The following is a 22907-nucleotide window of genomic DNA, read 5'->3' as shown; positions in this document are numbered from 1 at the left end:
CCATTTCTATTAATCTCTATCAATTTCCCATTTGTAGAATACACCTGTTCGAGCATCTATTTCTGCCTCATATTCTATATAGTCTTTTACAAATTCAATCTCATATTCCCATCTTCTATCTTCAAAATCCAACTTTGCTTCTTTAAAATATACTTGCTCAGATACACCTGCCTTCTGTAACGCTATATCTTTTGCCTGTTCAAGTGTTATATTCAATTCTTTATTTTCATCAGTTTGTTTTTGTTGAATATGGTCTTAACTATTCTGCGTCGAATCTTGTTTTCCAGGTTCTCCTATCGTATTTGTAACTGTCGGAATATTTATGCGATGAAATATCATATTGCCACCTTTCTTTTTTCTACCATTCTATCTCTGAACACTCAGGAGATATATTCTCAAAATTATCCCATAGAAATGCTTTATAGCGTATATTTTCTATCCTTATCCATCCTGATGGCAATGTCACTATTTTTTCTTTATTCTCATCAAAATTTATAGATTCAACATAAAAATCTTTTAATTCTTCATTTTCGGACATGGTGATAATTAACTGCTTTATACCACCATTTCCTCTTACCTTAACTTGTCCTTCATCCATAAACTCAATAGAATTCTGATTTTTTTCATCGTTTTTGGTAAATACCTTTATTCTCACTGCCTGTGATGGTGTCCAACCTCCGCGGTATACATAAGATTCCCCCTCATTTTCACTTAGCGTTATGTACGCGTTATTGACTTTAACAACAACTGCAAATGTACTGCCTTTTTTTACTTCTACAGGTTTATCAAGTTCAATGCAATTAAATCCACCATATTCAAGATAAACTGTCTTTGTTGTTTCAAGCTTTGCATTTTGAGGATTAAAACTTCCGTCTTGTACATCGCTATAAACTTCAACCGTACAATCAGTATTTTCTCCAACAATACCTACACTTACTGCCTTAATCCATTCATTTTCAGTATCTCCTTTGACTTTAAATACATTGGCTGCCTGTTTAATTTTCAAAAGACTTCCTATGCCACTATCAGTTGCTGACGCATCATAAAAATAGTTATTATCATACTTATCATTCATTACATAATCAAAAGCATATATCTGTTCACAGGTTACTTCATAAGACAGATAAAAGTAAGGCAACGAAGAATAGCTGTTCTTGACCAACCATCCTCCGTCAGTTGTTGTTTTGCTCGGATAAAAATTTTCTGCCGGAATGGTATCATCCCATCCGATTATAGTACAAGCATGCGGTGAACTTCCGCTTTCTTTGCTTGGATTATAATAATATGCTTCTCTCACATTATTATACGAAAATGTAACTGCACCATATTTGACTATAGCTCGTTTCATTTTTTCTCTTGCCGCCGCATCCTTATTAAGATTCTTACCATCAACAGATATTGCACTTTCCAACTTATAGGCGGCATTACTCCAACCATTCACATTATACGCCTTATCGGATTTAACAGGCCCACACCATGTAGAAAGCAAAGCCGCGGCATATTTAGTGCCTCCACCTGCATAGCTCCAATTTCCTGAACTGCTTGTTATTTCACCAGTTGTATTATTAAGAGGGTCACTTCCTCGATTATGTCTTGCATATCCAATCTGTTGCGGGGAAAGTGATAGAGAACTCTTATCTACACTTTTATCAATACCACTTCTAAGTATTGATGTCTCTGATGCACTTGCTGTAGAATACGCCCAGCAAAGCGAAGTATCCCCTTGATCTCTAACCGGAGTAACAATGCCATAATCCCTCGAGTCAAATTTTGATTGTTTCACTAGTTTTGATATGTCACTATTTCGCAAATCCTCCGCTGTTTGTGTTGCATCAGCAGCTGTTGATGACATTAAAAACAAGGAAATGCTTATGGCACAGGTTAAAATATTTTTTATTTTTAACATCACTATTTCCTTCTTTCTATTTCATAATGTTAAATCTCTTCTGGCTTGCATAATGGCTTTACATTTTCTAAATTTTCAAATATAAATGCTTTTATCCTAACTCCATTTGATACTTTATTTTCAGAAACTGAAATACTATCTGTTTCTTTTACTGTATAATTTTCATTTGTTATTACATTTGCGCTGTATATTCTTATCTTCTTCAACTCATCACCATTGTATTTTGCAATCATAACAGTTGATTTATTTGTTTTGGTTGGAATCACTGCTTTAGCCGAAAAACTGCCGGCATTTATCATTGTTACAGAATTTCCAGTACTATCCGTTATAGCAATTAACGAACCGTTTCCTTCTTCAGAATTTTCATTAGAATTAGGAGCTGTTATATATGTATGCCCTGCTTGTGCAATTCCAGACTCGCCTCCGAATCCTCCTGCTGTTTCAAATGCAGTTGTTCCTGTCACACTTCCTGTAATAGTCAACATATCAGAATTTGAAATTACGATTGTTCCGCCACCATTAAAATCAGATACGACAGGTCTATATATATTTTTCAAATTTAGCTTAGCACCATTATGAACATTTAGCTTGAATCCGTTTTTCGCAGCTGTAAGTGATTGTAATTCTATTGTTCCACTTTCAACTGTCAGTTCAGAAATATTACTTAGTTATTCAACTTCCCGAAACTGCTCTTTTCCGACTGCACATAATGGGCAAACCCAATCTTCCGGCAAATCTTCCCACGCTGTACCTGGTGCAATGCCACCATCAGGATCACCCAGTTCCGGGTCATATACGTATGCACATACTTCACATTCATACTTTTTCATCAATCTACGCCCATTTCTTTATTTATTATGTTATATATTGAAAAATCATATATCGTATTAAGTATTTAACAACTATATCTACTGCAATTCCAACATATTATCGAAAGATATGAGTCATTTCTTCCACATCTTTCGAATATAAATGAAAAGCAAATTAGCAAAATTATCGTTGGGTACGATATAGCATTGCTACAATTTGAGCACGATTGCAGTCCATATCCGGCTCGAATTTTCCATTGCCTGTACCGACTGTGATACCGTTCTTCGTCGCCCATGATACAGCCTTAAAGTAATAATCATTACTATTTACATCATTGAAAACGTCTTCTCCGGTTTCAAACGGTGATCCTGCCTCACGATATAGGAACGCAACCGTCTGTCCTCGAGTTACATTTTCATTTGGTGAGAATGTTGTATCGCTTGTACCGACTGTGACACCTTTTTCAACAGCCCAAAGAACTGCTTTATAATAATATGCACTGTTATCCACATCTCTGAAATCACACTTCGTAATCTTTGGTTCCGGACTACCTGCTACTCGCCATAGGAAAGTCACCATCTGTGTGCGTGTGCAAATCACATCAGGACTGAAAGTATCTTTTCCACTACCTTCTGTTATGTTATTCTTAACTGCCCACTGAACGGCATCAAAGTACCAGTCACCCTTCTTTACATCTTTAAACTCGATTGATTTTTCAATTTCTGTTACAACATCTTTCGCTAGCTCAGTGTCAAACTTAGCCGAAACCGTTACATTGCTAGATGGCATAATGAAAGTATAAGTGCCATCAGACTGCTTTGTAACTGCAAATTCCTTATCATTACTATCTTTGACTATTACAGAATTCAATACATAACCATTGTTAGGCTTTACAATGACTGACACTTTCTTACCATTTGAAGCACGGCTTGGATTGACTGAAAGAGAACCATTTGTAATCTCTGGTGACACTTTGATATTATATGTAGAACTACCAGAGCTCCCCGAACCGCCTGAACTTGGCTTTCTGGTTACTACAGGTATGGCATTCTCTGTAAATGTCCATACACCAGTAAACTTTACCGTTGTTCCTTCTACCGCTGTAGTCCATCCACTGAATGACCATTTGCCACTCTTGCTGTTCTTCTCAGCTGTTGATGTTGAGTTCTCATCATATTTCTGATTTTTTACCGCCTCTTTGGCTTTTTCTATGTTTTCGTACTTTGTATCATCTTTAGGCACTGTTACATCTGTTGGATAATCGCTTCCCCAATCATAAACTACGGTGTATTTGACAGATTCCTTAACATTGATAATTGCCATAGAGCTTGTGACACTGGCAGTTTTTTTACCTGTTGCATCTGCCTTGGTGTTAGTAGCAATTACATAATAGTAATAGGTTCCCTCTTTGCTCGTATCCGGCACAAATGTCTCGCTGTTTTGTCCGGTAATAGCTGTTCCATTGAAATTGCCTACAGCGTCAGATTTATACCACTGATAAGATAGCACACCATTATCGCTGACCGTAGTCTTTCCGTTCAACGCGTTAGCTTTATAACCCGTCTCATATTCTGCACTCACCAATTTGATGTCAGCAGGAATAGCTGCATCCACAAATACAGTAAAAGTCCACTTACCTGTGAATTTCACCACAGCATCCTCCACTTTTGCAGTCCAACCGCTGAATGTCCACTCACCTTTTTTGCCATCTTTTTGAGCGGTAATTGTTGACTGATCGGTGTATGTAGTATCCTTATCAGCTAAGGCTTTAGCCTCGCTCTGATAAGTTTTGTCGTTTTTAGGCAAAACCACACTATCTGGATAATCTGTTCCCCAGTCATACTCCACTTTATATTCAACAGGTAGTTTGACAGATGGATCCTCATAATAGCAAATAATGTTCAGACCATCATCACCAACAATCTTTCCCAAACCTTCTGCCTTAACAAATTTGTATCCATACATTTCCTCAGGCGGTTCAATATCCATCTTTGTACCAATCGGAACAGGGATTACAGCAGTCTGTGTATTTGGAACTGCGTTGCTATCCTCAAGCTGATAGCTAATTGTAACATTTGCATAATTCTGTGTCTCTGTGTTATCATCAGCCAAAGTTTTACCCATTTTGTCTATTACTGAAAACTTAATAGTGTCCCCATCCTTCAAGTCTGCATTTTCCGGAATCTTATATATAAGAGAGCAATTCATAAGACCTGAATCAAATTCCGTACCACTATAGTTTCTCATCCCCTTGATGTAGAAGTTTTCCTTTTCATCCCAGACAGGAACGGTAAAAGTTTGCTCCTTTAAAATTTCCTCACCATTTTCTGTGACGGCCCTTGTCCCATCCTCATGTTCCACCCACAGTTGTAGTGTAATCTCTTGTTCTTCAATACCCGAGAGATTCTGAGCGATTGTCCTTAGTTCAACCTCCTGACCTTTCATATCTTTGGTAAACTTATTTTTGCTTGTTCCACTCAAAAGACGTTGTGCCCGATCGCTCGCATAGGCCAAATATCCATAATATTCAGCTTCAGTATAAGCTGAATAATCCTCAAAAGGATTTTTGTAATTGCCGGTATACAACTTAACCTCCGGGATTGCTATATAGATGTCATCCGTATCTTTAATCAACTGGCTCATGACTTTAAATCCCTGCAACTGGCACACATCACACAGTTCCTGATTTTGCGTCCTCATCATACACTGCCAGCTAGAATTAACCATGTTACTTGAGTTCGAAGTATTACTATCGCGGCAGGTATATGTTTTTCGAAAGCCTAGCATATCTTTCCATTTTATTGTTATAGGACTTTCCCTTAGCCCTGCTATATTTAACGACTGTTTATCTTGCTGTTCTGGCATTGTATATGCTCCACCATATGCATTATACTCATCGCCAAGATGTAGCAGACCATGGCCCAATTCGTGAGCCAAAGTATATTCAGATTGTATATTATCTACCGTTGCAGTAACATAATGTAGACCAACATCAAGATTATTCATTGATGCTCCTCCATATTGTCCACTGTTTAACAGTACAACGAACTGACTGATGTATTCATTGACATAATAATAAGGAGCATATTCGTCGCCTATTGTTATTTCATTAGGATTTGTTTTTTCTTTGATATGTGCATCGTGAATTTTTTCAATAAATGCAGGTCCAATACAACGTGTGAGAATCTGGTTTTTCAGCACACTCTTATAAAGTGATATCATTGGGCTTCTACTAGTTGTTGACATTGTTATATCAAAGAATGTGTTTTCACTGGCAAACCCACTGGTCTTTGATGCCGTGCAGAGAGCATAAACATTGAATCTATCTGCCATACTACGGTAAGGCTCATGTTTCAAAACACCTGCCCATATTCGCTTAACATCATTTATAAACTTCTGCTGCTGATCTTTAGTGTAGCCCTCACCACAAATGACGATAACCATGTTTTCCAAATCGCTACGTGTCTTTTGAATCACTTGCACTGGTATGGTCGAGTTTGCATACTCGCCATCCGATGAGTACCATGGGCCAAGATTTAGTTGAATACTCTGATCTGTATCAATATCCCAGTCTCCATCTCCACCTTCCTCATCAGGTCCTGAAATACTAATGTCATCTCCGGGTTTATCTGCAGCATCACCGACATAGGGTGAATTCACTTCGCCATTTCCTTCCGAAACGATATAATAATCTGTATCGAGATAGAATGCAGGACGAACACCGATATGTCCAAAGTACGGTGCAACACGATAAATATTTCCATTAGTTTCTACATACCTCATATCATGATTACAATTCGTAATCGGAGTACGTAGCCAATATGTCCAACTGATCCCATCCTTATTCTTCGCAAGATAGTAATTTCCTAGTATGTTACTGTTATTATAAATTGTGTTTAGTTGTTTAACATCAGGCAAAAACACCTTGTCTATAATATTTTCATAATACGCCTTCTCAAAGCCATATGCTACTGACGCAATATCTGTATTATACGGAAGATCAGATCCCGGTCCTGCTATATAACCAGCACTATACTCCGGATGAGACACAATAGAACGCTGTGTCACAGTTTTGATAGCGGCTATTTCAGCTTTACTGAAACCATTTAAAAATCCGGCTTTTTCGTCATATTCACTTCCATATTCAACGTAATCACTCTTCGGTGGATTGCCACAAAGCCAATCTACCTTGCCTGCATCAGCATCTGAGTTAAGCCACGAACGCATATTGCTATCCCTCCAGTGGTTGGAACCGTAACTACTTCTAAAACTATTACGGCTATGGGATCTTGTCGCACTGTTCTCGCTGGTTTTGGCATCATATGGCATACTTCCCAACACCTTATCCATAAGCATTAGCGGACCGTTGTCATCTATGTCCACACAACGCCACAAAATTGGTTCATTCTCATATGTACCTAGTTTAATATAATCTCCAATTTTGATATTCGGTTTTGTTCCCTCCACCTTAGCAATTAAAGGGCATAAGCTCAATACCATAACAACAGAAAGCAGCAAAGACAGAGTTCTGTTAATTTGTTTATTTTTCATTTTTACGCCTTCTTTCGTATAATATATTTGTAATAAAATCATATAAAATCCTTGTTGTATAATAAATCATTTATATTTCAGCCGCTTTGCAAAGTGGTGAAATATCCTCTAAGTTATTCCATAAAAGTGCTTGAATTTTATTTGATCCAATATTCAGTGTTGACACTGTATTCCATTTATTATTTGAATATTTTTTCAGTTCGCATTTTCCTTTGAAATCGACAAGAGTACATATACTTCATTGTTAAATATCACTATTGCTCCATTTCCGGCAGACGTTGAACACTTACCAAGATTCGTCCACTTATCTCCACTATACTTTACTACAGTTGATGATGAAAAGTCCTGCGCAAGTACATACATGTTATTTTTATCCGCTGTTGTTTTTACTTCCGATGCCATAATGTTTGACAATAGATTACTTCCGTCTGAATTTGAAACTGATTGCCATATATCCATATTGTCATAATCCGGAAATTCAATACTAAATTTAATTGAATCCGCCGTCTGCTCTGTTACTTTAATATGTATACCGGAATTTCGACCGTCTGAATAACAGATAGCATTATCTGTTATTGTTTTATCCAAATCAAGACTTCCTATTTCTTGCCTTGTTGCAAGATATTGCGACAATCCTACCTGTGCATTTCTAATTTAACCTGCTGATGCTGTAATACTTGTATCATTTGGACGATTCATGTGCCGCTGTATGAATATTAAATCCATAATAACCTGATGTATCACTAAATGTTGTTTCTATCAAATTATATGGTCCTATTCCTTTTCCTGCGAGTTTCGTATCATTTCCTGCATTTGTCGCATGTGCTACAAAATGTCCATAAGACTGTACCGATGCTATAATCATAAGATTATCTACAACACCGTCATTATCTTTATCTATCATCTTTCCGTCAAGATTCGGATACTTTGTGTTCAACTGATTTGCAATTTCTTTAATAAGCTGTATTTCCTGTACAGAACCTTTGTATTCATCAACCGTTTTATCCATAGTTAAATAATACACTGTACCATCATTACTATTTGTCTGAGGAAATACAGACTCTACCATATGTTGTCCACCGGACATATCTCTCAAATATTCTTTAAATGAACCCCCAGCAAATGTGTCATTTACACCGTTAAACTTACGTATTAAACTTTCCCAATATGTTCTCGGTGCATTTGTTATGGTGCTATTATACGGTTCATTAAACCCAGTGCCGTTATCACCTTGTGTATCACCATTAAACCTTACTAATACTACTACATTTGCAAATTCACCAATAGCACTTGCAGCATGCATTGGTCCTGTAATAAATGAACTACCTATAATTCCTACGGTGGTTGCAGTACATATTTTTCGATACCATGAATATATACTGGTACGGCTGTAACCAATATCTCTTGATACATATTCTACACCTTCGCCAAGAGAAAAGCAATGCTTAATTGCATCTAATTTTAAACTTGTATCAGGAATACGAGGATGATTAGGTGCATTAATGATTTTTTCCTTAATTACATATGGTTATCAAGCGAACCATGATAATTTGTTTTTTCTACAAGTTTTCTTTCATACCATCGGTACAGGGTACTACTTGATGGATATTCCAATAAATTTATGACCGCTTGAACAGAACCTAAGCGTTCATATTCTTTTAATGCAATTTCTATCTGTTCTTTTGTATACATTTATTTTACTCCTTTAGGAGTCCAAGAATATGTCCGCACCCCCTACTCGGGTGCGATATAGCCTTGGATTATCAGCATAAAATAGTCCAAGAATATGTCCTCACCTCCTACTCACATTTATCAATAATAATATTTCAAGCAAAAATTTATAATTTTCAATGTCTATAAATTGCATTTTCACACACGCTATATATCCCCCAAATCTGTTTGAATGAGTCAAAATTGCTTCACCGAATCTTTGGAAATGTACTATTTCACGCTGGCGCAAGAATTTAATTACTTCATTAACGTCAGGGTCATCTGACAATTTAAGTATGTTATCATATACGGCACGTGCTTTTTGTTCCGCAGCCAAGTCTTCATAGAGATTTGTAAGCGGGTCACCGGTTACGGCGATGCTTGCGGCGTTAAAAGGTGAGCCTTGCGAGCTTTGTGGGAACACTGACGCACCGTTATCCGAATAATACTCCCACGAGCCCATTTCGCTCCACTCTTTAGGCGGAGCATTTTTTGAAAGCTGTGCAACGAGTGAGCCGACAATTTCCAAATGAGCAAGCTCCTCAGTGCCTATATCCGTAAGCAACCCCTTTGAAACTTCATCGGGCATAGTATATCTTTGCGACAAATATCTAAGTGACGCGCCGAGTTCACCGTTTGGACCGCCGTATTGAGTTATAACCACATTTGCAAGACGTGGATTTGGTTTTGAAACCTTTACCGGAAATTCGAGAAATTTATTATAACTAAACATTACTTATTAGCCTCCTTTTCCCACGGCCACGGATTATCAAGCCAGTTAAATTCATCCTGCATAGCGGTTGAAAACTGGTTTAGCGGACCGAATTTTTCTTCATATTCACATTTCAATTCCTTGGTTTTCTTAACAAGCGCCTGAAACATTCTGAATGCCTTTTTATCGTCCGAATGGGTATCAAGATACAAAAGCATATCATAAGCGGCAAAATTACTGCACTGAATTTTTTTCAGCATTTCAACTCTTGAACATTCCATCACATACCGCCTCCCCACTGTTTACAAACCTTACCGTATTCACACATATTCAAATCAAGTTCAGGGAATATCGTACCTTGCATAAGCCCTGTACAATCATCATAAACTTCTTCCATTTCCTGCACGGGAACATAACCGTAGCCGACACAACCGCACTTCGGATAAGGGCAGCTCGGTTTATTTGATTCTGACATTTATAACAACTCCTTTTTTCAAATTCGGATTTACATATCCGTAATATATAGTATGATTTTATACCAATAAAGGTGAAATTTATTTACATATACCTTGATTTAAGTTATAATAATGAAAAAGGAGTGAATGAATATGAAACGATTACTTATAGTAGTAGATTACCAAAACGATTTTGTATGCGGAAGTCTTGGTTTTGACAAGGCAAAAGAGCTTGAAAAAGGCATTTTAGAAAAAATCGCCGAATACCAAAATGACGAAATAATATATACTTTAGACACTCATTTTGACGACTATCTCACCACAGCAGAGGGTAAAAGTCTGCCTGTTCCCCATTGCATTAAAGGAACCGTCGGTCACAAGCTTTACGGCGGATTAGCCGACGCTTTAAAAGGCAAGCTATGTTTTGAAAAAAATACATTCCCGTCGCTTGAAATGGCAAAGTATCTTGAGGGCAAAGACTTCGATACAATAGAGCTTTGCGGACTTGTGAGCAACATATGCGTACTTTCAAATGCCGTTATGGCAAAATCGGCTTGTCCGAATTCCGAAATAATTGTCGACTCATCTCTTACCGCCGCGGCAGACGAAGAAATACATCAAAAATCGCTTGACGTTATGAAAGGTTTATTCATAAAAGTACTTTAAAAATCAGAAAAAAACATTAAATATCAGAGTATTTTTTCTAACATATTGCATTTGAAATTCGGTCATAGTATAATCAAAACGGATATTTTTTGTATGTGAAAGAGAGGAAATGAAATGGCAAAAGCAATAATAAATACAGCAAGAAATCAAGGAAAGATAAGCAAATATATTTACGGTCAATTTGCCGAACATCTTGGCAGATGTATATATGAAGGATTATATGTTGATGAAAATTCGGACATACCTAACAAAAACGGTATGCGTTGTGATGTTGTAAACGCTTTAAAGGAGCTTGAAATACCGGTATTGCGTTGGCCGGGCGGTTGTTTTGCGGACGACTATCACTGGCGTGACGGTATCGGCGAAAAATCACAGCGTCCTTATATGGTTAATACAAATTGGGGCGGTGTTGTCGAAAACAACCACTTCGGTACACACGAATTTTTTGAGCTTTGCGAACAGCTCGGAACAGAGCCGTACATATGCGGAAATGTCGGCAGCGGTACTGTACAGGAAATGCGTGACTGGGTTGAATATATGACATTTGACGGTGATTCACCGCTTGCAAACGAACGCCGTAAAAACGGTCGCGAAAAGCCTTGGAAGTTAAAATTCTTCGGTGTCGGCAATGAAAACTGGGGTTGCGGCGGTAATATGCGTCCCGAATATTACGCCGACCTATACAAGAGATATGCAACATTTATAAGAAACTACGGCGATGAGCCAATCTACAAAATTGCAGGCGGTCCGAACGTTGACGATACTCGTTGGATGGAAACATTAATGCAGAATATCCGTCATATGACAGAGGGTATCTCTCTGCACAACTATACTTTTGAAAGTGCTTGGGAAAACAAAGGCAGTGCAACCGAATTTGACAATGACGGTTGGTATAAGCTTATGGCTAACGCTATGAAGATGGACAAAGTTATAAACGTTCACACTGCAATTATGGACAGATACGATCCGGAAAAGAAAATCGACCTTATCGTAGACGAATGGGGCAACTGGTTTGATGTTGAAATCGGAACTAATCCGGGATTTTTATATCAGCAGAATACTATGCGTGACGTTATAAGCGGTATGCTTATACTTCACGTTTTCCACAAGCACAACGACCGTGTTAAGATGGCTAACATTGCACAGATGGTGAACGTACTTCAGGCAATGATTCTTACGGACGGTGAAAAAATGGTGCTTACACCTACATATCACTTGTTCAGAATGATGAAAGGTCATATGGACGGCGAAAGAGTTGACGTTGACTATGACTGCGAAGAACAGGAAATCAACGGCTTGAAGTTCCCTAAAATCAGCATTTCCGCTTCAAAGAAAAACGGTGAAATGACTGTTTCAATCTGCAACACAAGTCTTGACAGTGACGAAGATATGGAGCTTGATTTGCGTGACGGTGAATTTTCTGTTGCTGACGGAGAAATTCTTGTATCGGAGCATATGAACGACTGCAACACATTTGACGCACCGAACACAGTTGAGCCGAAAAAGTTTGATGTATCACTTGAAAACGGTAAACTTTCATTCAAGCTGCCTAAAATGAGTGCTTGTGTAATAACATTAAAGTAATGGCAAAATGTAAACGGTGCGGATTAAAAACCGTTCTTTCCGAAGACGATATTCAAAAAATGGTTGAGCAAGTCACTTCAATGAAAAGTGTACGGCTTGTAAGCAGTGATGTATATGAAAACAGATTTGATATTTGTCAAATCTGCGATGATTTTATGTACGGCTCAACGTGCGGTGTATGCGGCTGTGTTATGCAGGTAAAAGCGAGATTATCGGACGGCAAATGTCCGAAGAAAAAGTGGTAATATGAGTAAGTATATTTGTGTATTTTGTGACGAACGAAAAGAGAGCGACACCGCTCACCTTATAAACGGTAAAATCGGCATATGCCGTCACTGTTTTGAAAATCTTGACAAAACGGCATACGCCTCACCTTATCAAGGTACGGAACATATCGCTTTCACAATGTCCCCCTTTGAATACACAAAAAGTATGCGTAAAGTTATACTTGATTTAAAATTCTCAAATTGCAAAGCCTATGCAAAATTACTTGCCGATATGATGAAAAATTATCTTGATTCATATGATATATGGGATACATTTGATTATATCGTTCCGGTTCCTCTGCACAAGAAACGTTTAAAGGAACGCGGTTACAATCAATCCGAACTTATAGCAAAAGAAGTTGCGGAGTATTTAAAAATACCTATGCGTACAGATTTGCTTATCCGCACAAAAGCAACTAAAAAGCAAAGTTCACTTGTACGAACGGAACGTGTTACAAATGTTCAGAGTGCATTCAAATGCACAGAAAAATGTGACGGTAAGAAAATATTGCTTTTTGACGATATTTACACCACAGGGAACACCGCTCAGTCTTGTGCAAGAGAATTGGCGAATAACGGTGCTGAGCAAATATGTGCTTTGACGCTTGCAATTCACGTTCAAATAAAATTACCTATAATTGCGTATTAAAAACAAAATATCCGTTAAAAATAGATATATATTACATCAAGAAAGAAAGGATTTCTTATGAAACATATATCTAAACGAATATCGGTAATGTTATTGTCAACAGTAATATGTTGTGTGTTTTGCGAAAGTACCGTTTTCGCATTGTCAAAGATAGGCTCGCAAGGTCAGGAAGTCACAAATATTCAAACAAGGCTTAAGTCTTGGGGATATTACAGCGGAAGTATTGACGGAATATACGGTTGGCGTACCGCCAATGCGGTGAAAGAATTTCAGCGTAAGAACGGTCTTACCGCCGACGGTATCTCAGGTCCCGCAACACTTTCAAAAATAGGTTTGCCGACAGGCTCATCATCAAGTTCATATTCTAATGATACAACACTTCTTGCAATGGTTATAAACGGTGAAGCAAGAGGTGAAAGCTATGAGGGGCAAGTGGCAGTAGGTGCTGTTGTTTTAAACCGCGTACGTCATTCCTCGTTTCCGAACACAATCGCAGGAGTTGTATATCAACCCGGTGCATTTACCGCCGTTGATGACGGACAGATTAACAAAGCGATACAATCATCTTGCTATAATGCCGCGCGCGACGCTTTGAACGGCTGGGATCCGACAGGCGGTGCAATATATTACTACAACCCATCCACAGCAACAAGTTCATGGATCCGTACAAGACCTATTATTAAAACTATCGGAAAACACGTTTTCTGTAAATAAGGAGAATAAATTATGTCTGCAAAAGCTATTGTATTGACTGTTCTTATTGTGATATTTCTGCTTTTGGTCGTTATAGACGGCCGCAGAAAATTAAAGAAGAATAACAATAATGATAATGATTAAAAAAGACTGTCGGCGATTTTTTGCCGACAGTCTTTTATTGTTTGGTTTCTATTCTGAAAACTTCTACTTTATCGTCATACCACGCACTTACGCCGTCAATATATGACGCTATCGCGCTGACTTCCATAACGAATTGTCCGCTGTCCGAAATATACGGCTCACCGTCCATAAGATTTTCATTTCCGTTTACAAGTAAATGAGTACGTCCGCACTCTGCCGTAACGACATATTCACCGCTTTTTAGTGTAAGTATTTTTTCGTCCGAATTATATTCAAAGTCGAAATGTTCGCTCCACTCAGTTTTAAGACGTTCAAGAATACAAATCACCGCACCCCATATACGACCGTTTTTATTAAGGCTTCTTACTCCCCTTGTATCAGGCTCTTGACCGTTCACAAGTATTTTGCAGTAAGGCTCGGATTCGGGAATGTACTTAATCTTATCGATTTCTTCTATCGCCTCAAATTCCGCTCTGTCTGCGTCATTTTTGCAATCTTCGTATATTCCGTCAAACGTACATTCCGTAAGAGTATCATTTTTAGTTTCAACACTTTCAAATTCAATTTCCGCCGTTATGCCGTTCATATTCGCCTTTAGCTTTAGCTTTCCGACATTTTCTGTCGAACGAATAAACACTCTGTTCGTACCGCACTCGGCATAGACGTAATTTTTATGTATAACACTCTCGTGCTTATCTTCAAAATCAAATTTACCGCTGTTATATCCGCCCAAGAATACACCGTCACCGCTGAATTCAAAGTCAATTTTATCATAACACAACGGACAAATATCGCCGTTTTCATCGGTTACTTCAATATCAACGTATGCAACGTCATTGCCGTCAGCTTTAAGTCCGTTTGTATCGGTGTGAAGTGTTAAGTGAATTTGTGACGGTTTACCGACTGTTTTAATCGTGTCATTTGCAACAAGATTGCCGCCGCAGTCATATCCGTATGCGGTTATCTCACCGCTTTCGGTTATGTCGATATTCGGAAACGGGAACACAAATGTGTAAATCGTTTTATCGCACACCCCGACTTCTCTGCCGTTGACTTTTAAAACAATTTTCGCAATATCATAACTGCCGATTACATACACCGTCTTATTATGTGCGTCACGAAAATCCGTTTCGCCTGTTTCTTCCCAATATGTGCCGTTGAACTTTTTCACATTGTATTTGTAATTGTCGCCGTCCGCTTTAGGATAATTCCGGTGACCGAAAATTTTTATCGCACTTTTCGGTGACTGCATAACGCGAAACACGTCGAAGCTCTGCTTTTTATTACGCACCGCGTCAACTCTGCCACTCATTCTTGCGTTTTCACTGTACGCCTGTCTGCCGTGTTGTGCCGAATCTGTCCAGCACAAAGCCGCACAACCGCTGTAATAATCCTTTTTTGACGCACCGCCTATTCTGTCATTGAAAAATTCGCCATAGCCTTTAGCCGAAGCAAGTGCCAAGTCCTCCGAAGTCATATCGTAAAAATCAATACCGACCTGCTTACGACCGCCCTTTCCGCCCCACTTTGTCTTATAATCAAAATCAGGCGGTGAAAAATCGTCCCAAATTCTTCTCGGTGCTTCTTCACGCAAATATTCAGTTTCCATAATCGGTCCATGCTCTGCGGTAAATCTTGCGGCATGGCGGTTAAGCATAGTTCCGACAAATTCGGATTCTTCTATAACGTCCTCTGTATTCAATGTACGGCAACCCATAAATCTTCCGCCGCTTGGGTCAAGTTTTTCTTTAATCGCACGCATCTCAGCCATATGCTCTTTGTTTATCGAATTGTTGCCCGCCTCCCAAAACAGGATTGACGGACTGTTCCTGAACGCAATTATCACATCACGCATAAGTTCAACTCTTTGTTTCCACTGTCTGCCGAAATTCTCACGTTCCTTGTCACCTGCCGGTTGTGTACACACAATACCGTGACGGTCAAACGAACGAACATCTGCTTTTGAGCCTGCAACGTGCATAAAGCGAATATGGTTTGCATTACTTTCTTTTATAAGCATTGCGTCAACGTCTTTCAGCCATTCGGGTGCAATGCCGATTGCCGCCCATTCATTCGTTGCCCTTTGTGCGTAACCCCTAAGCCAAACAGGAACATCATTTAGCAGCACACCCCTATCCTTGTCGTAACCGACCTTTCTGAAACCTGTTTCGATAACTTCACCGTCGCACAATTCACCGTCCGCAAAAAGTCTTACTTCCGCTCTGTACAAAAACGGATTGGATATGCTCCAAAAATTCAGCTTTGTTGTATCCGAAACAGCGCTTACTTCCGTTACGTTAAGCGACTTTGTAACTGTTTCGCCGAGTTTGCTTTCATCATTAACCGCTGTATAGTGCTTTCTCCCATCAGGCAAAATCTCCGCAATATATGCGTCTGTCGGCGTTATTGACAACGGCGGTATTTTAGCACTTGTTGAATTTACAACACATTCGTCCGATTTAAAACGCGTTATTTCTTCGCCGTCAATATTTTTTACGATTATCTCAATATATGCCTTAACATCTTTTCCGCTTTCGTTTCTGATTTCCGACTCAACATTTATTTTCGACGTACCGTTTTGTATATCAAAATCACTGCCGTAAATATATGTACCTTTTGTCATAAGATTGCTGTAAAGCGGCAAAGTCAAATATATCTGCGATTTAAAATGAATTTTTACAGGTCTTGTTATACCGCCGACAGACGGATTGAAGTCATTGCAATTCCAAAAATATCCCACACCCTCACACGCTTTATCGACCTCTTTGTCCTGCGGAAACAAGTACGAACCGGGTATAACGTCAGGCTTGTTCGGTGTTTCTGCAATACAAAAATCCGTTTCACGCGTGGCGGTGTTGTCAGTCGCAACAGCGATTAAATTCGGTTTATCGTAATCGATAAACGGAGTCAAATCAAACCCAAACGGTGCAACACCGTTTTCGACATATCCGACCATTTTACCGTTTACGTACAAATAGCACGTCTGACGTATTCCCTCAAATTCGATAAGTACCTTTTGACCGCAATATTCTTTCGGAACGGTCAAATAATTTCTGTAAAATACCGCAGTACGTTTTTGACCGCTGCCGGCGTCCTTTATTCTGTCACGAAACAAATCGGTATCGTTAAACGTATGCGGAAGAGTTACTCTCTCCCAATTTTCTTCTATATAATCAAGTTCATAAAAACAGCGTCCGTTTTTATCCTTATGCTTTTCAAGTGCTTTTTGCATAGGAAACTCATCCGCAAGCAGAAAATGCCAGCCGTGATGAAAACAGAAAACTTTACCCTCTTTCATAAACAAAATTCCTCCATTATAATGTTATTTCTATTTTACCACATCAAACACATTTTTGTTATTCAATAATTGTCTTTTATATTGCAAAGATTGCTTTTTATATTGAATGTGGTAAATCTATATGATATAATTTAAGAAAACTTGATTTAAAGAGGCGAAAATATATGGATTATGTAACTTTAGGAAGGACAGAAATTAAAGTCTGTAAGAACGGATTCGGTGCATTGCCGATACAACGTATAAGCTTTGATTCCGCAAAAGAAATACTTCTTCATGCGTATAACAGCGGAATTAATTTTTTTGACACCGCACGTTTTTACACAGACAGTGAAGAAAAAATCGGTTATGCGCTGTCGGACGTTCGTGACAAAATATACATTGCCACAAAAACCGCCGCACAAAATGCCGATGATTTTTGGAAAGACCTAAATACAAGTCTTAACAATATGAAAACGGATTACATAGATATTTACCAATTCCACAATCCGTCATTCTGTCCGAAACCGAATGACGGTACAGGACTTTATGAGGCAATGCTTGAGGCAAAAGCACAAGGCAAAATTCGTTTTATCGGTCTTACAAATCATCGTCTTGCAGTCGCACAAGAGGCTATCGACTCCGGACTTTACGACACAATTCAGTTCCCGTTCTGCTATCTTGCAACGGACAAAGATATTGCGATAGTTGAAAACTGCAAAAAAAATAATCTCGGTTTTATAGCAATGAAAGGACTTTCGGGCGGTCTTATAACAAATTCCGCCGCCGCTTATGCGTTTATGGCACAATATGATAATGTACTTCCTATTTGGGGTGTTCAGCGTATGAGTGAGCTTAACGAATTTTTGAGTTACAACACAAACCCACCGTCTGTGACAGGTGAAATTAAGGAACTTATTGATAATGACAGAAAAATGCTTGCAGGCGAATTTTGTCGCGGTTGCGGATATTGTATGCCTTGTCCTGTCGGTATTGAAATAAATAACTGTGCAAGAATGTCGCTTCTTCTAAGACGTTCACCGTCCGAACTTCAGCTTACTCCCGCTGTTCAGGCTAAAATGAAAAAGATAGAAAATTGTCTGCACTGTAATCAATGTAAATCAAAATGTCCTTACGGACTTGACACTCCAAAACTTTTGGAGGAAAATTATAAAGATTACGTTGAAATTTTAAACGGAAAAGAATTTTAAAAAAAGCGGTTTGCTTGCAAATGACCGCAAAATATGATATATTATAAACAGCCTAACGGCTCGGATATTGAGTTTGAGCAGTAGGCGGTTGTTTCGGAAAGGATTCAGCTATGAGTGAAACAACGGTACAATTATTGTTGATTTTGCTTATTGTATGGGTAATAAAGAAATAACCGCCTTACGGGCATAAGGCGGTTGTGTAGAATGTAATCTACATTTACATAACATTATGACGTAGAAACAATCGTTTTACTGCTCCTACTCTCTATTTGAATTATAACACTTAACAAATGTCATGTCAAGCACTGTTACAGTGAAAAATCCTCAGGATTAAAATTCGTTTTCAATTTACGCATACGTCTTACATGACGTTTTAAAATATCGTATTTGAATTTATCACAAGCGGTATCTGTAACGGACACCGCTTGTTTTTTTATATCACAATACATTTCATCTTCGCTTTTTTTATGTGCCATCTGACAGACGGCACACACTTTATTTATATTTTGCGAATATATCATTGCACATACAACACCCTTTTATAAATTACATACTTTCAACAGTTTCAATTCCAAGCAAGCCCAATGCTGTCTTTATAACCTTTGTTGTTGCGTCAACTATTGCAAGACGTGCTTTCTTTGTTTCTTCGTCAACATCGTCTTTCATAATAGGATTTGTGTTATAGAACTTGTTGAATGACTTTGTAAGATTTGTAACGTATCTGTTTATATAGAACGGCTCGTTCTTGTCTGCCGCATCTTTTACCGCATCACCGAATCCGTTAATTTGCTTTACAAGCGAATATGCCTCATCAGATGCCGCTTTTGAGAAGTCTGCATTTGAGTAATCAATCCCCTCTGCTTTTCTCAAAATACTTCTGCCGCGCGCATAACCGTACTGACAATACGGAGCAGACTCACCCTCAAAGTCAAGCATAGTATCCCAACTGAATATAATATCCTTTTCACGCGAATTTTTAAGGAATGTATAAAGTATTGCGCCGATACCGATTTTCTTTGACGCGTCTTCGATATCCTCAACATTTGAGCCGTTTTTCTCGATAATTTCCTTAGTCTTTTCGATTGATTCGTTTAAAACGTCCTCAAGGAATACAACGTCACCGTGACGTGTTGACATATTCTTACCCGGAAGTTTTACAAGACCGAAACCAACGTGAACACAATCATCTGCCCAATCCCAGCCTGCTTTTTTCATTACGGCAAATATCTGCTTAAAGTGAAGTGACTGCGGAATACCGACAACGTATATATTTTTATAGAAATCATATGTTCTGTGACGATATAGAGCCGCCGCAATATCACGAGTTGCGTAAATTGTCGCACCGTCCGATTTAAGCACGATACAAGGCGGTATATTAAGTTCTGACAAGTCAACAACCTGTGCGCCGTCACTTTCGGTAAGCAATCCTTTGTCACGAAGTATATCGACAACTTCGTCCATTTTATCCGAATAGAATGCTTCGCCGTTATATGAATCAAACTTAACGCCAAGCATATCATATACTCGCTTGAACTCAACAAGGCTTATATCTCTGAAATAAGTCCATAGAGCCGTTGTTTCCTCGTCACCGTCCTCAAGCTTTTTGAAGTATCCTCTTGCCTCATCGTCAAGTTCCGGGTGCTTTTCAGCTTCTTCGTGGAATTTTACATATATCTTTAAAAGCTCGTTTATAGGGTCTTTTTCGATAACCTCTTTAACACCCCATCTCTTGTAAGCACATATAAGCTTACCGAACTGCGTACCCCAGTCGCCAAGGTGATTAAGCGACTGAACATCATATCCAAGGTGCTTGTAAATCTTTGAAAGCGAATTTCCGACAGCTGTTGAGAAAAGGTGACCGATATGGAACGGCTTTGCTATATTCGGTGACGAATATTCGACAAGCACAGTCTTGCCCTTACCCATATCCGACTTGCCCCAATCCTCGCCTGCGTCAAGTGCGGAAGAAACAGTTTCCGAAATAAACTTTTCACGGTTTAAAAAGAAGTTTAAATAACCGCCGGCAGCCTGTGCCTTTTCAATCATATCGTCACCCGACATTTTTTCGGCAAGCTCCTGTGCAATAATAGGAGGTGCTTTTCTCATAACCTTTGCAAGCGGAAAACACGGAAATGCAATGTCACCCATTTTTTCATCAGGCGGAACTTCGACGGATTTTTCCACAACTTCTCTTTCAAGTCCTGTTATATCAACAATTTTTTCAATTATATGTTCTTTAAAATCCATTATCTTTACTCCTCATTTATTAAATCACTTGTTATTATAACATTTAAACAGTGTTTATGCAAGGTCGGTTTTGTACATTATTCTGTTTTTTCGGCAAAAATATTGTAATAATTGCAAAACGGGTATATAATAAAGAGGTTAGAGTAATTAAATGAGGAGATTAGGAGATTAATTATGATAAAACGTGAAAATATAAGAAATATCGCAATTATCGCCCACGTTGACCACGGTAAGACAACTCTTGTTGACGCAATGCTTGCACAGAGCGGTACATTCCGTGAAAACGAACAAGTGGACGAAAGAGTTATGGACTCAAATGACCTTGAAAGAGAAAGAGGTATCACAATCCTTGCAAAGAACACTTCTCTTTACTACAAGGGTGTTAAAATAAATATCATCGATACACCTGGACACGCCGATTTCGGCGGTGAAGTTGAACGCGGTCTGGAAATGGTTGATGGCGTACTTTTGCTTGTTGACGCATTTGAAGGCTGTATGCCACAGACACGTTTCGTATTGTCAAAGGCATTGGCACTTGACCTAAAGCCCGTTATCGTTGTAAACAAGGTTGACAGACCGAACGCAAGACCTTACGAAGTTGTTGATGAAGTGCTTGACCTGTTTATTGATTTAGGTGCAACAGAAGAACAGCTTGACACTCCTGTTATATACGCATCCGGACGTGATGGCTGGGCAACCGCAGAATACAATCCGGAACAGCCGAACAGTGACCTTACTGAATTGTTTGAACTTATCGTAAATTCAATTCCTTGCCCTAAATGCGAGGACGACGCACCGTTCCAAATGCTTGTTTCAAACATTGACTATGATGATTATACAGGCCGTATCGCAGTAGGTAAAATCGAAAGAGGCAGTATAAAAGTTAATATGCCGCTTTCAATCTGCCGTCACGACGGTAAAGTAACAAGAGGAAAAGCTACAAAGCTATTTACTTTTGAAGGACTTAAAAAAGTTCCTACAGACGAAGTCGGTGCAGGTGACGTTGTTGCGATTTCGGGTATCGCTGATATTAATATCGGTGAAACGGTTTGTGACGTTGACAATCCCGAAGCACTTCCGTTCGTAAAAATCGATGACCCTGTACTTTCAATGACGTTCAGCGTTAATGACAGTCCGTTTGCAGGTCAAGACGGTAAATTCGTTACTTCCCGTCATCTTCGTGACAGATTGTTCAGAGAACTTGATTCAAACGTAAGTCTTAGAGTTGACGAAACAGATTCGACAGAAAGCTTTATCGTTTCGGGACGTGGTGAACTTCACCTTTCAGTACTTATCGAAAATATGCGCCGTGAAGGTTATGAATTCCAAGTTTCAAATCCTGTTGTTATTTATAAAGAAATTGACGGCGTTAAGTGCGAACCTATCGAAAGACTTACAGTTGACGTTCCTGATGAATACACAGGTACTGTAATGGACGGTGTTATAAACCGTAAAGGTGAAATGACAAATATGGCACCGACTGCACAGGGATATACAAGACTTGAATTTTTAATTCCGTCAAGAGGTCTTATCGGTTACAGAAGTGAACTTCTTACCGCAACAAAGGGTACGGGTATCATAAACAGTATTCTTGAAAAGTACGAGCCGTACAAGGGCGACTTTAACGGCAGAACCCGCGGTACTCTTATCGCTTGGGAGGACGGTACAACTATTACTTACGGTCTTTACAACGCACAGGAAAGAGGTACTTTGTTCGTAGGTGCGGGCGTTAAGGTTTACGAAGGTATGATTGTCGGTGAAAACGCAAGACTTGAGGACGTTGTTGTTAACGTATGTAAGAAAAAGCACGCAACAAATACCCGTTCATCAGGTTCTGATGACGCATTAAGACTTGTTCCTCCGAGAGAAATGAGCCTTGAACAGTGTCTTGACTTTATCGCTGATGATGAATTATTGGAAGTAACTCCAAACCACCTTAGAATGAGAAAGAAAATTCTAAGCACAAGCCTTCGAGCAAAAGCAGGCAACAAGAAGAAATAAAAACATAACATAAAAATAGGATTGCATT

The 22907-nt window shown here is 38.9% G+C and carries 21 protein-coding genes; 7 read left to right on the top strand and 14 right to left on the bottom strand.

Annotated elements, in window-relative coordinates:
• Positions 1 to 9: 9 nt before the first annotated feature.
• From ACSAMO_RS09855 to ACSAMO_RS09805, 11 genes are all read right to left on the bottom strand, one after another.
• Positions 10 to 216, bottom strand: a complete 207-nt coding sequence (locus ACSAMO_RS09855) for a PepSY domain-containing protein (RefSeq protein ID WP_499209222.1) — start codon at positions 214 to 216, stop codon at positions 10 to 12.
• Between the two features lie 142 nt (positions 217 to 358).
• On the bottom strand, positions 359 to 1906 hold the full coding sequence (locus ACSAMO_RS09850) for a lectin like domain-containing protein (RefSeq protein ID WP_499209221.1): 1548 nt from the start codon (positions 1904 to 1906) through the stop codon (positions 359 to 361).
• 29 nt (positions 1907 to 1935) lie between these two features.
• Positions 1936 to 2463: a hypothetical protein gene (locus ACSAMO_RS09845; protein WP_499209220.1), complete on the bottom strand. Its 528-nt coding sequence runs from the start codon at positions 2461 to 2463 to the stop codon at positions 1936 to 1938.
• A gap of 111 nt (positions 2464 to 2574) precedes the next feature.
• On the bottom strand, positions 2575 to 2736 hold the full coding sequence (gene rd / locus ACSAMO_RS09840) for a rubredoxin (RefSeq protein ID WP_499209219.1): 162 nt from the start codon (positions 2734 to 2736) through the stop codon (positions 2575 to 2577).
• Positions 2737 to 2899: 163 nt separating this feature from the next.
• A complete protein-coding gene (locus ACSAMO_RS09835; RefSeq protein ID WP_499209218.1) occupies positions 2900 to 7267 on the bottom strand; it encodes an S-layer homology domain-containing protein in 4368 nt (1455 codons plus the stop codon).
• 195 nt (positions 7268 to 7462) lie between these two features.
• On the bottom strand, positions 7463 to 7855 hold the full coding sequence (locus ACSAMO_RS09830) for a hypothetical protein (protein ID WP_499209217.1): 393 nt from the start codon (positions 7853 to 7855) through the stop codon (positions 7463 to 7465).
• A gap of 94 nt (positions 7856 to 7949) precedes the next feature.
• Positions 7950 to 8570, bottom strand: coding sequence for a hypothetical protein (locus tag ACSAMO_RS09825; RefSeq protein WP_499209216.1), 621 nt, complete (start codon positions 8568 to 8570; stop codon positions 7950 to 7952).
• Positions 8571 to 8785: 215 nt separating this feature from the next.
• Positions 8786 to 8959, bottom strand: coding sequence for a hypothetical protein (locus ACSAMO_RS09820; protein WP_499209215.1), 174 nt, complete (start codon positions 8957 to 8959; stop codon positions 8786 to 8788).
• Positions 8960 to 9059: 100 nt separating this feature from the next.
• Positions 9060 to 9710, bottom strand: coding sequence for a manganese catalase family protein (locus ACSAMO_RS09815; RefSeq protein ID WP_499209214.1), 651 nt, complete (start codon positions 9708 to 9710; stop codon positions 9060 to 9062).
• A complete protein-coding gene (locus tag ACSAMO_RS09810; protein ID WP_117968139.1) occupies positions 9710 to 9970 on the bottom strand; it encodes a spore coat protein CotJB in 261 nt (86 codons plus the stop codon). Before ACSAMO_RS09810 ends, ACSAMO_RS09815 begins: the two co-directional genes overlap by 1 nt.
• Positions 9970 to 10164 carry a spore coat associated protein CotJA gene (locus tag ACSAMO_RS09805; protein ID WP_022228918.1) on the bottom strand — a complete coding sequence of 65 codons (195 nt, stop codon included), beginning with the start codon at positions 10162 to 10164 and terminating at the stop codon, positions 9970 to 9972. Before ACSAMO_RS09805 ends, ACSAMO_RS09810 begins: the two co-directional genes overlap by 1 nt.
• Before the next feature lie 133 nt (positions 10165 to 10297).
• On the opposite strand from ACSAMO_RS09805, the gene ACSAMO_RS09800 reads away from it, so the two are divergent.
• The 5 genes from ACSAMO_RS09800 to sleB all read left to right on the top strand — a co-directional run bounded on the left by ACSAMO_RS09800 (position 10298) and on the right by sleB (position 14023).
• Positions 10298 to 10810: a cysteine hydrolase family protein gene (locus ACSAMO_RS09800; RefSeq protein ID WP_482490573.1), complete on the top strand. Its 513-nt coding sequence runs from the start codon at positions 10298 to 10300 to the stop codon at positions 10808 to 10810.
• 114 nt (positions 10811 to 10924) lie between these two features.
• Positions 10925 to 12394 carry an alpha-N-arabinofuranosidase gene (locus tag ACSAMO_RS09795; RefSeq protein ID WP_147514363.1) on the top strand — a complete coding sequence of 490 codons (1470 nt, stop codon included), beginning with the start codon at positions 10925 to 10927 and terminating at the stop codon, positions 12392 to 12394.
• Positions 12394 to 12639, top strand: coding sequence for a DUF6171 family protein (locus ACSAMO_RS09790; protein WP_337869881.1), 246 nt, complete (start codon positions 12394 to 12396; stop codon positions 12637 to 12639). The genes ACSAMO_RS09795 and ACSAMO_RS09790 overlap by 1 nt, the downstream gene beginning before the upstream one ends.
• Position 12640: 1 nt before the next feature.
• On the top strand, positions 12641 to 13309 hold the full coding sequence (locus tag ACSAMO_RS09785) for a ComF family protein (protein ID WP_117968145.1): 669 nt from the start codon (positions 12641 to 12643) through the stop codon (positions 13307 to 13309).
• Positions 13310 to 13366: 57 nt separating this feature from the next.
• Positions 13367 to 14023: a spore cortex-lytic enzyme gene (sleB, locus tag ACSAMO_RS09780; protein WP_337599749.1), complete on the top strand. Its 657-nt coding sequence runs from the start codon at positions 13367 to 13369 to the stop codon at positions 14021 to 14023.
• 157 nt (positions 14024 to 14180) lie between these two features.
• Here the strand turns inward: sleB and ACSAMO_RS09775 are convergent, their stop codons facing one another.
• On the bottom strand, positions 14181 to 17444 hold the full coding sequence (locus ACSAMO_RS09775; protein ID WP_482490576.1) for a glycoside hydrolase family 2 protein: 3264 nt from the start codon (positions 17442 to 17444) through the stop codon (positions 14181 to 14183).
• A 164-nt stretch (positions 17445 to 17608) separates the two neighbouring features.
• Between ACSAMO_RS09775 and ACSAMO_RS09770 the strand changes: the two genes are divergently transcribed.
• Complete coding sequence (locus ACSAMO_RS09770) at positions 17609 to 18631, top strand: aldo/keto reductase (RefSeq protein WP_022228910.1); 1023 nt, start codon at positions 17609 to 17611, stop codon at positions 18629 to 18631.
• Between the two features lie 308 nt (positions 18632 to 18939).
• On the opposite strand, the gene ACSAMO_RS09765 is transcribed toward ACSAMO_RS09770, so the two are convergent.
• Positions 18940 to 19107 (bottom strand): hypothetical protein, encoded by a 168-nt coding sequence (locus ACSAMO_RS09765; RefSeq protein ID WP_308456532.1) that lies wholly within the window; start codon positions 19105 to 19107, stop codon positions 18940 to 18942.
• Positions 19108 to 19177: 70 nt separating this feature from the next.
• A complete protein-coding gene (argS, locus tag ACSAMO_RS09760; RefSeq protein WP_147514367.1) occupies positions 19178 to 20878 on the bottom strand; it encodes an arginine--tRNA ligase in 1701 nt (566 codons plus the stop codon).
• A 174-nt stretch (positions 20879 to 21052) separates the two neighbouring features.
• Between argS and typA the strand changes: the two genes are divergently transcribed.
• Positions 21053 to 22879 carry a translational GTPase TypA gene (gene typA, locus ACSAMO_RS09755; RefSeq protein ID WP_308456533.1) on the top strand — a complete coding sequence of 609 codons (1827 nt, stop codon included), beginning with the start codon at positions 21053 to 21055 and terminating at the stop codon, positions 22877 to 22879.
• Positions 22880 to 22907 lie beyond the last annotated feature (28 nt).

The sequence above is a fragment of the Ructibacterium sp. SJQ-7 genome (assembly GCF_054696575.1).
The sequence above is the reverse complement of the archived record's forward strand: the minus strand, read 5'-3'. Positions and strand labels throughout refer to the sequence as shown.

Bases quoted from the DNA above. Each gene is read 5' to 3' on its own strand.
- ACSAMO_RS09800 (WP_482490573.1), top strand. From the start codon at position 10,298: ATGAAACGATTACTTATAGTAGTAGATTACCAAAACGATTTTGTATGC.
- ACSAMO_RS09835 (WP_499209218.1), bottom strand. From the start codon at position 7,267: ATGAAAAATAAACAAATTAACAGAACTCTGTCTTTGCTGCTTTCTGTT.
- sleB (WP_337599749.1), top strand. From the start codon at position 13,367: ATGAAACATATATCTAAACGAATATCGGTAATGTTATTGTCAACAGTA.
- ACSAMO_RS09790 (WP_337869881.1), top strand. From the start codon at position 12,394: ATGGCAAAATGTAAACGGTGCGGATTAAAAACCGTTCTTTCCGAAGAC.
- ACSAMO_RS09795 (WP_147514363.1), top strand. From the start codon at position 10,925: ATGGCAAAAGCAATAATAAATACAGCAAGAAATCAAGGAAAGATAAGC.
- ACSAMO_RS09785 (WP_117968145.1), top strand. From the start codon at position 12,641: ATGAGTAAGTATATTTGTGTATTTTGTGACGAACGAAAAGAGAGCGAC.
- rd (WP_499209219.1), bottom strand. From the start codon at position 2,736: ATGAAAAAGTATGAATGTGAAGTATGTGCATACGTATATGACCCGGAA.
- ACSAMO_RS09810 (WP_117968139.1), bottom strand. From the start codon at position 9,970: ATGGAATGTTCAAGAGTTGAAATGCTGAAAAAAATTCAGTGCAGTAAT.
- ACSAMO_RS09805 (WP_022228918.1), bottom strand. From the start codon at position 10,164: ATGTCAGAATCAAATAAACCGAGCTGCCCTTATCCGAAGTGCGGTTGT.
- ACSAMO_RS09820 (WP_499209215.1), bottom strand. From the start codon at position 8,959: ATGTATACAAAAGAACAGATAGAAATTGCATTAAAAGAATATGAACGC.
- ACSAMO_RS09850 (WP_499209221.1), bottom strand. From the start codon at position 1,906: ATGTTAAAAATAAAAAATATTTTAACCTGTGCCATAAGCATTTCCTTG.
- ACSAMO_RS09825 (WP_499209216.1), bottom strand. From the start codon at position 8,570: ATGCATGCTGCAAGTGCTATTGGTGAATTTGCAAATGTAGTAGTATTA.
- typA (WP_308456533.1), top strand. From the start codon at position 21,053: ATGATAAAACGTGAAAATATAAGAAATATCGCAATTATCGCCCACGTT.
- argS (WP_147514367.1), bottom strand. From the start codon at position 20,878: ATGGATTTTAAAGAACATATAATTGAAAAAATTGTTGATATAACAGGA.
- ACSAMO_RS09765 (WP_308456532.1), bottom strand. From the start codon at position 19,107: ATGGCACATAAAAAAAGCGAAGATGAAATGTATTGTGATATAAAAAAA.
- ACSAMO_RS09775 (WP_482490576.1), bottom strand. From the start codon at position 17,444: ATGAAAGAGGGTAAAGTTTTCTGTTTTCATCACGGCTGGCATTTTCTG.
- ACSAMO_RS09770 (WP_022228910.1), top strand. From the start codon at position 17,609: ATGGATTATGTAACTTTAGGAAGGACAGAAATTAAAGTCTGTAAGAAC.
- ACSAMO_RS09815 (WP_499209214.1), bottom strand. From the start codon at position 9,710: ATGTTTAGTTATAATAAATTTCTCGAATTTCCGGTAAAGGTTTCAAAA.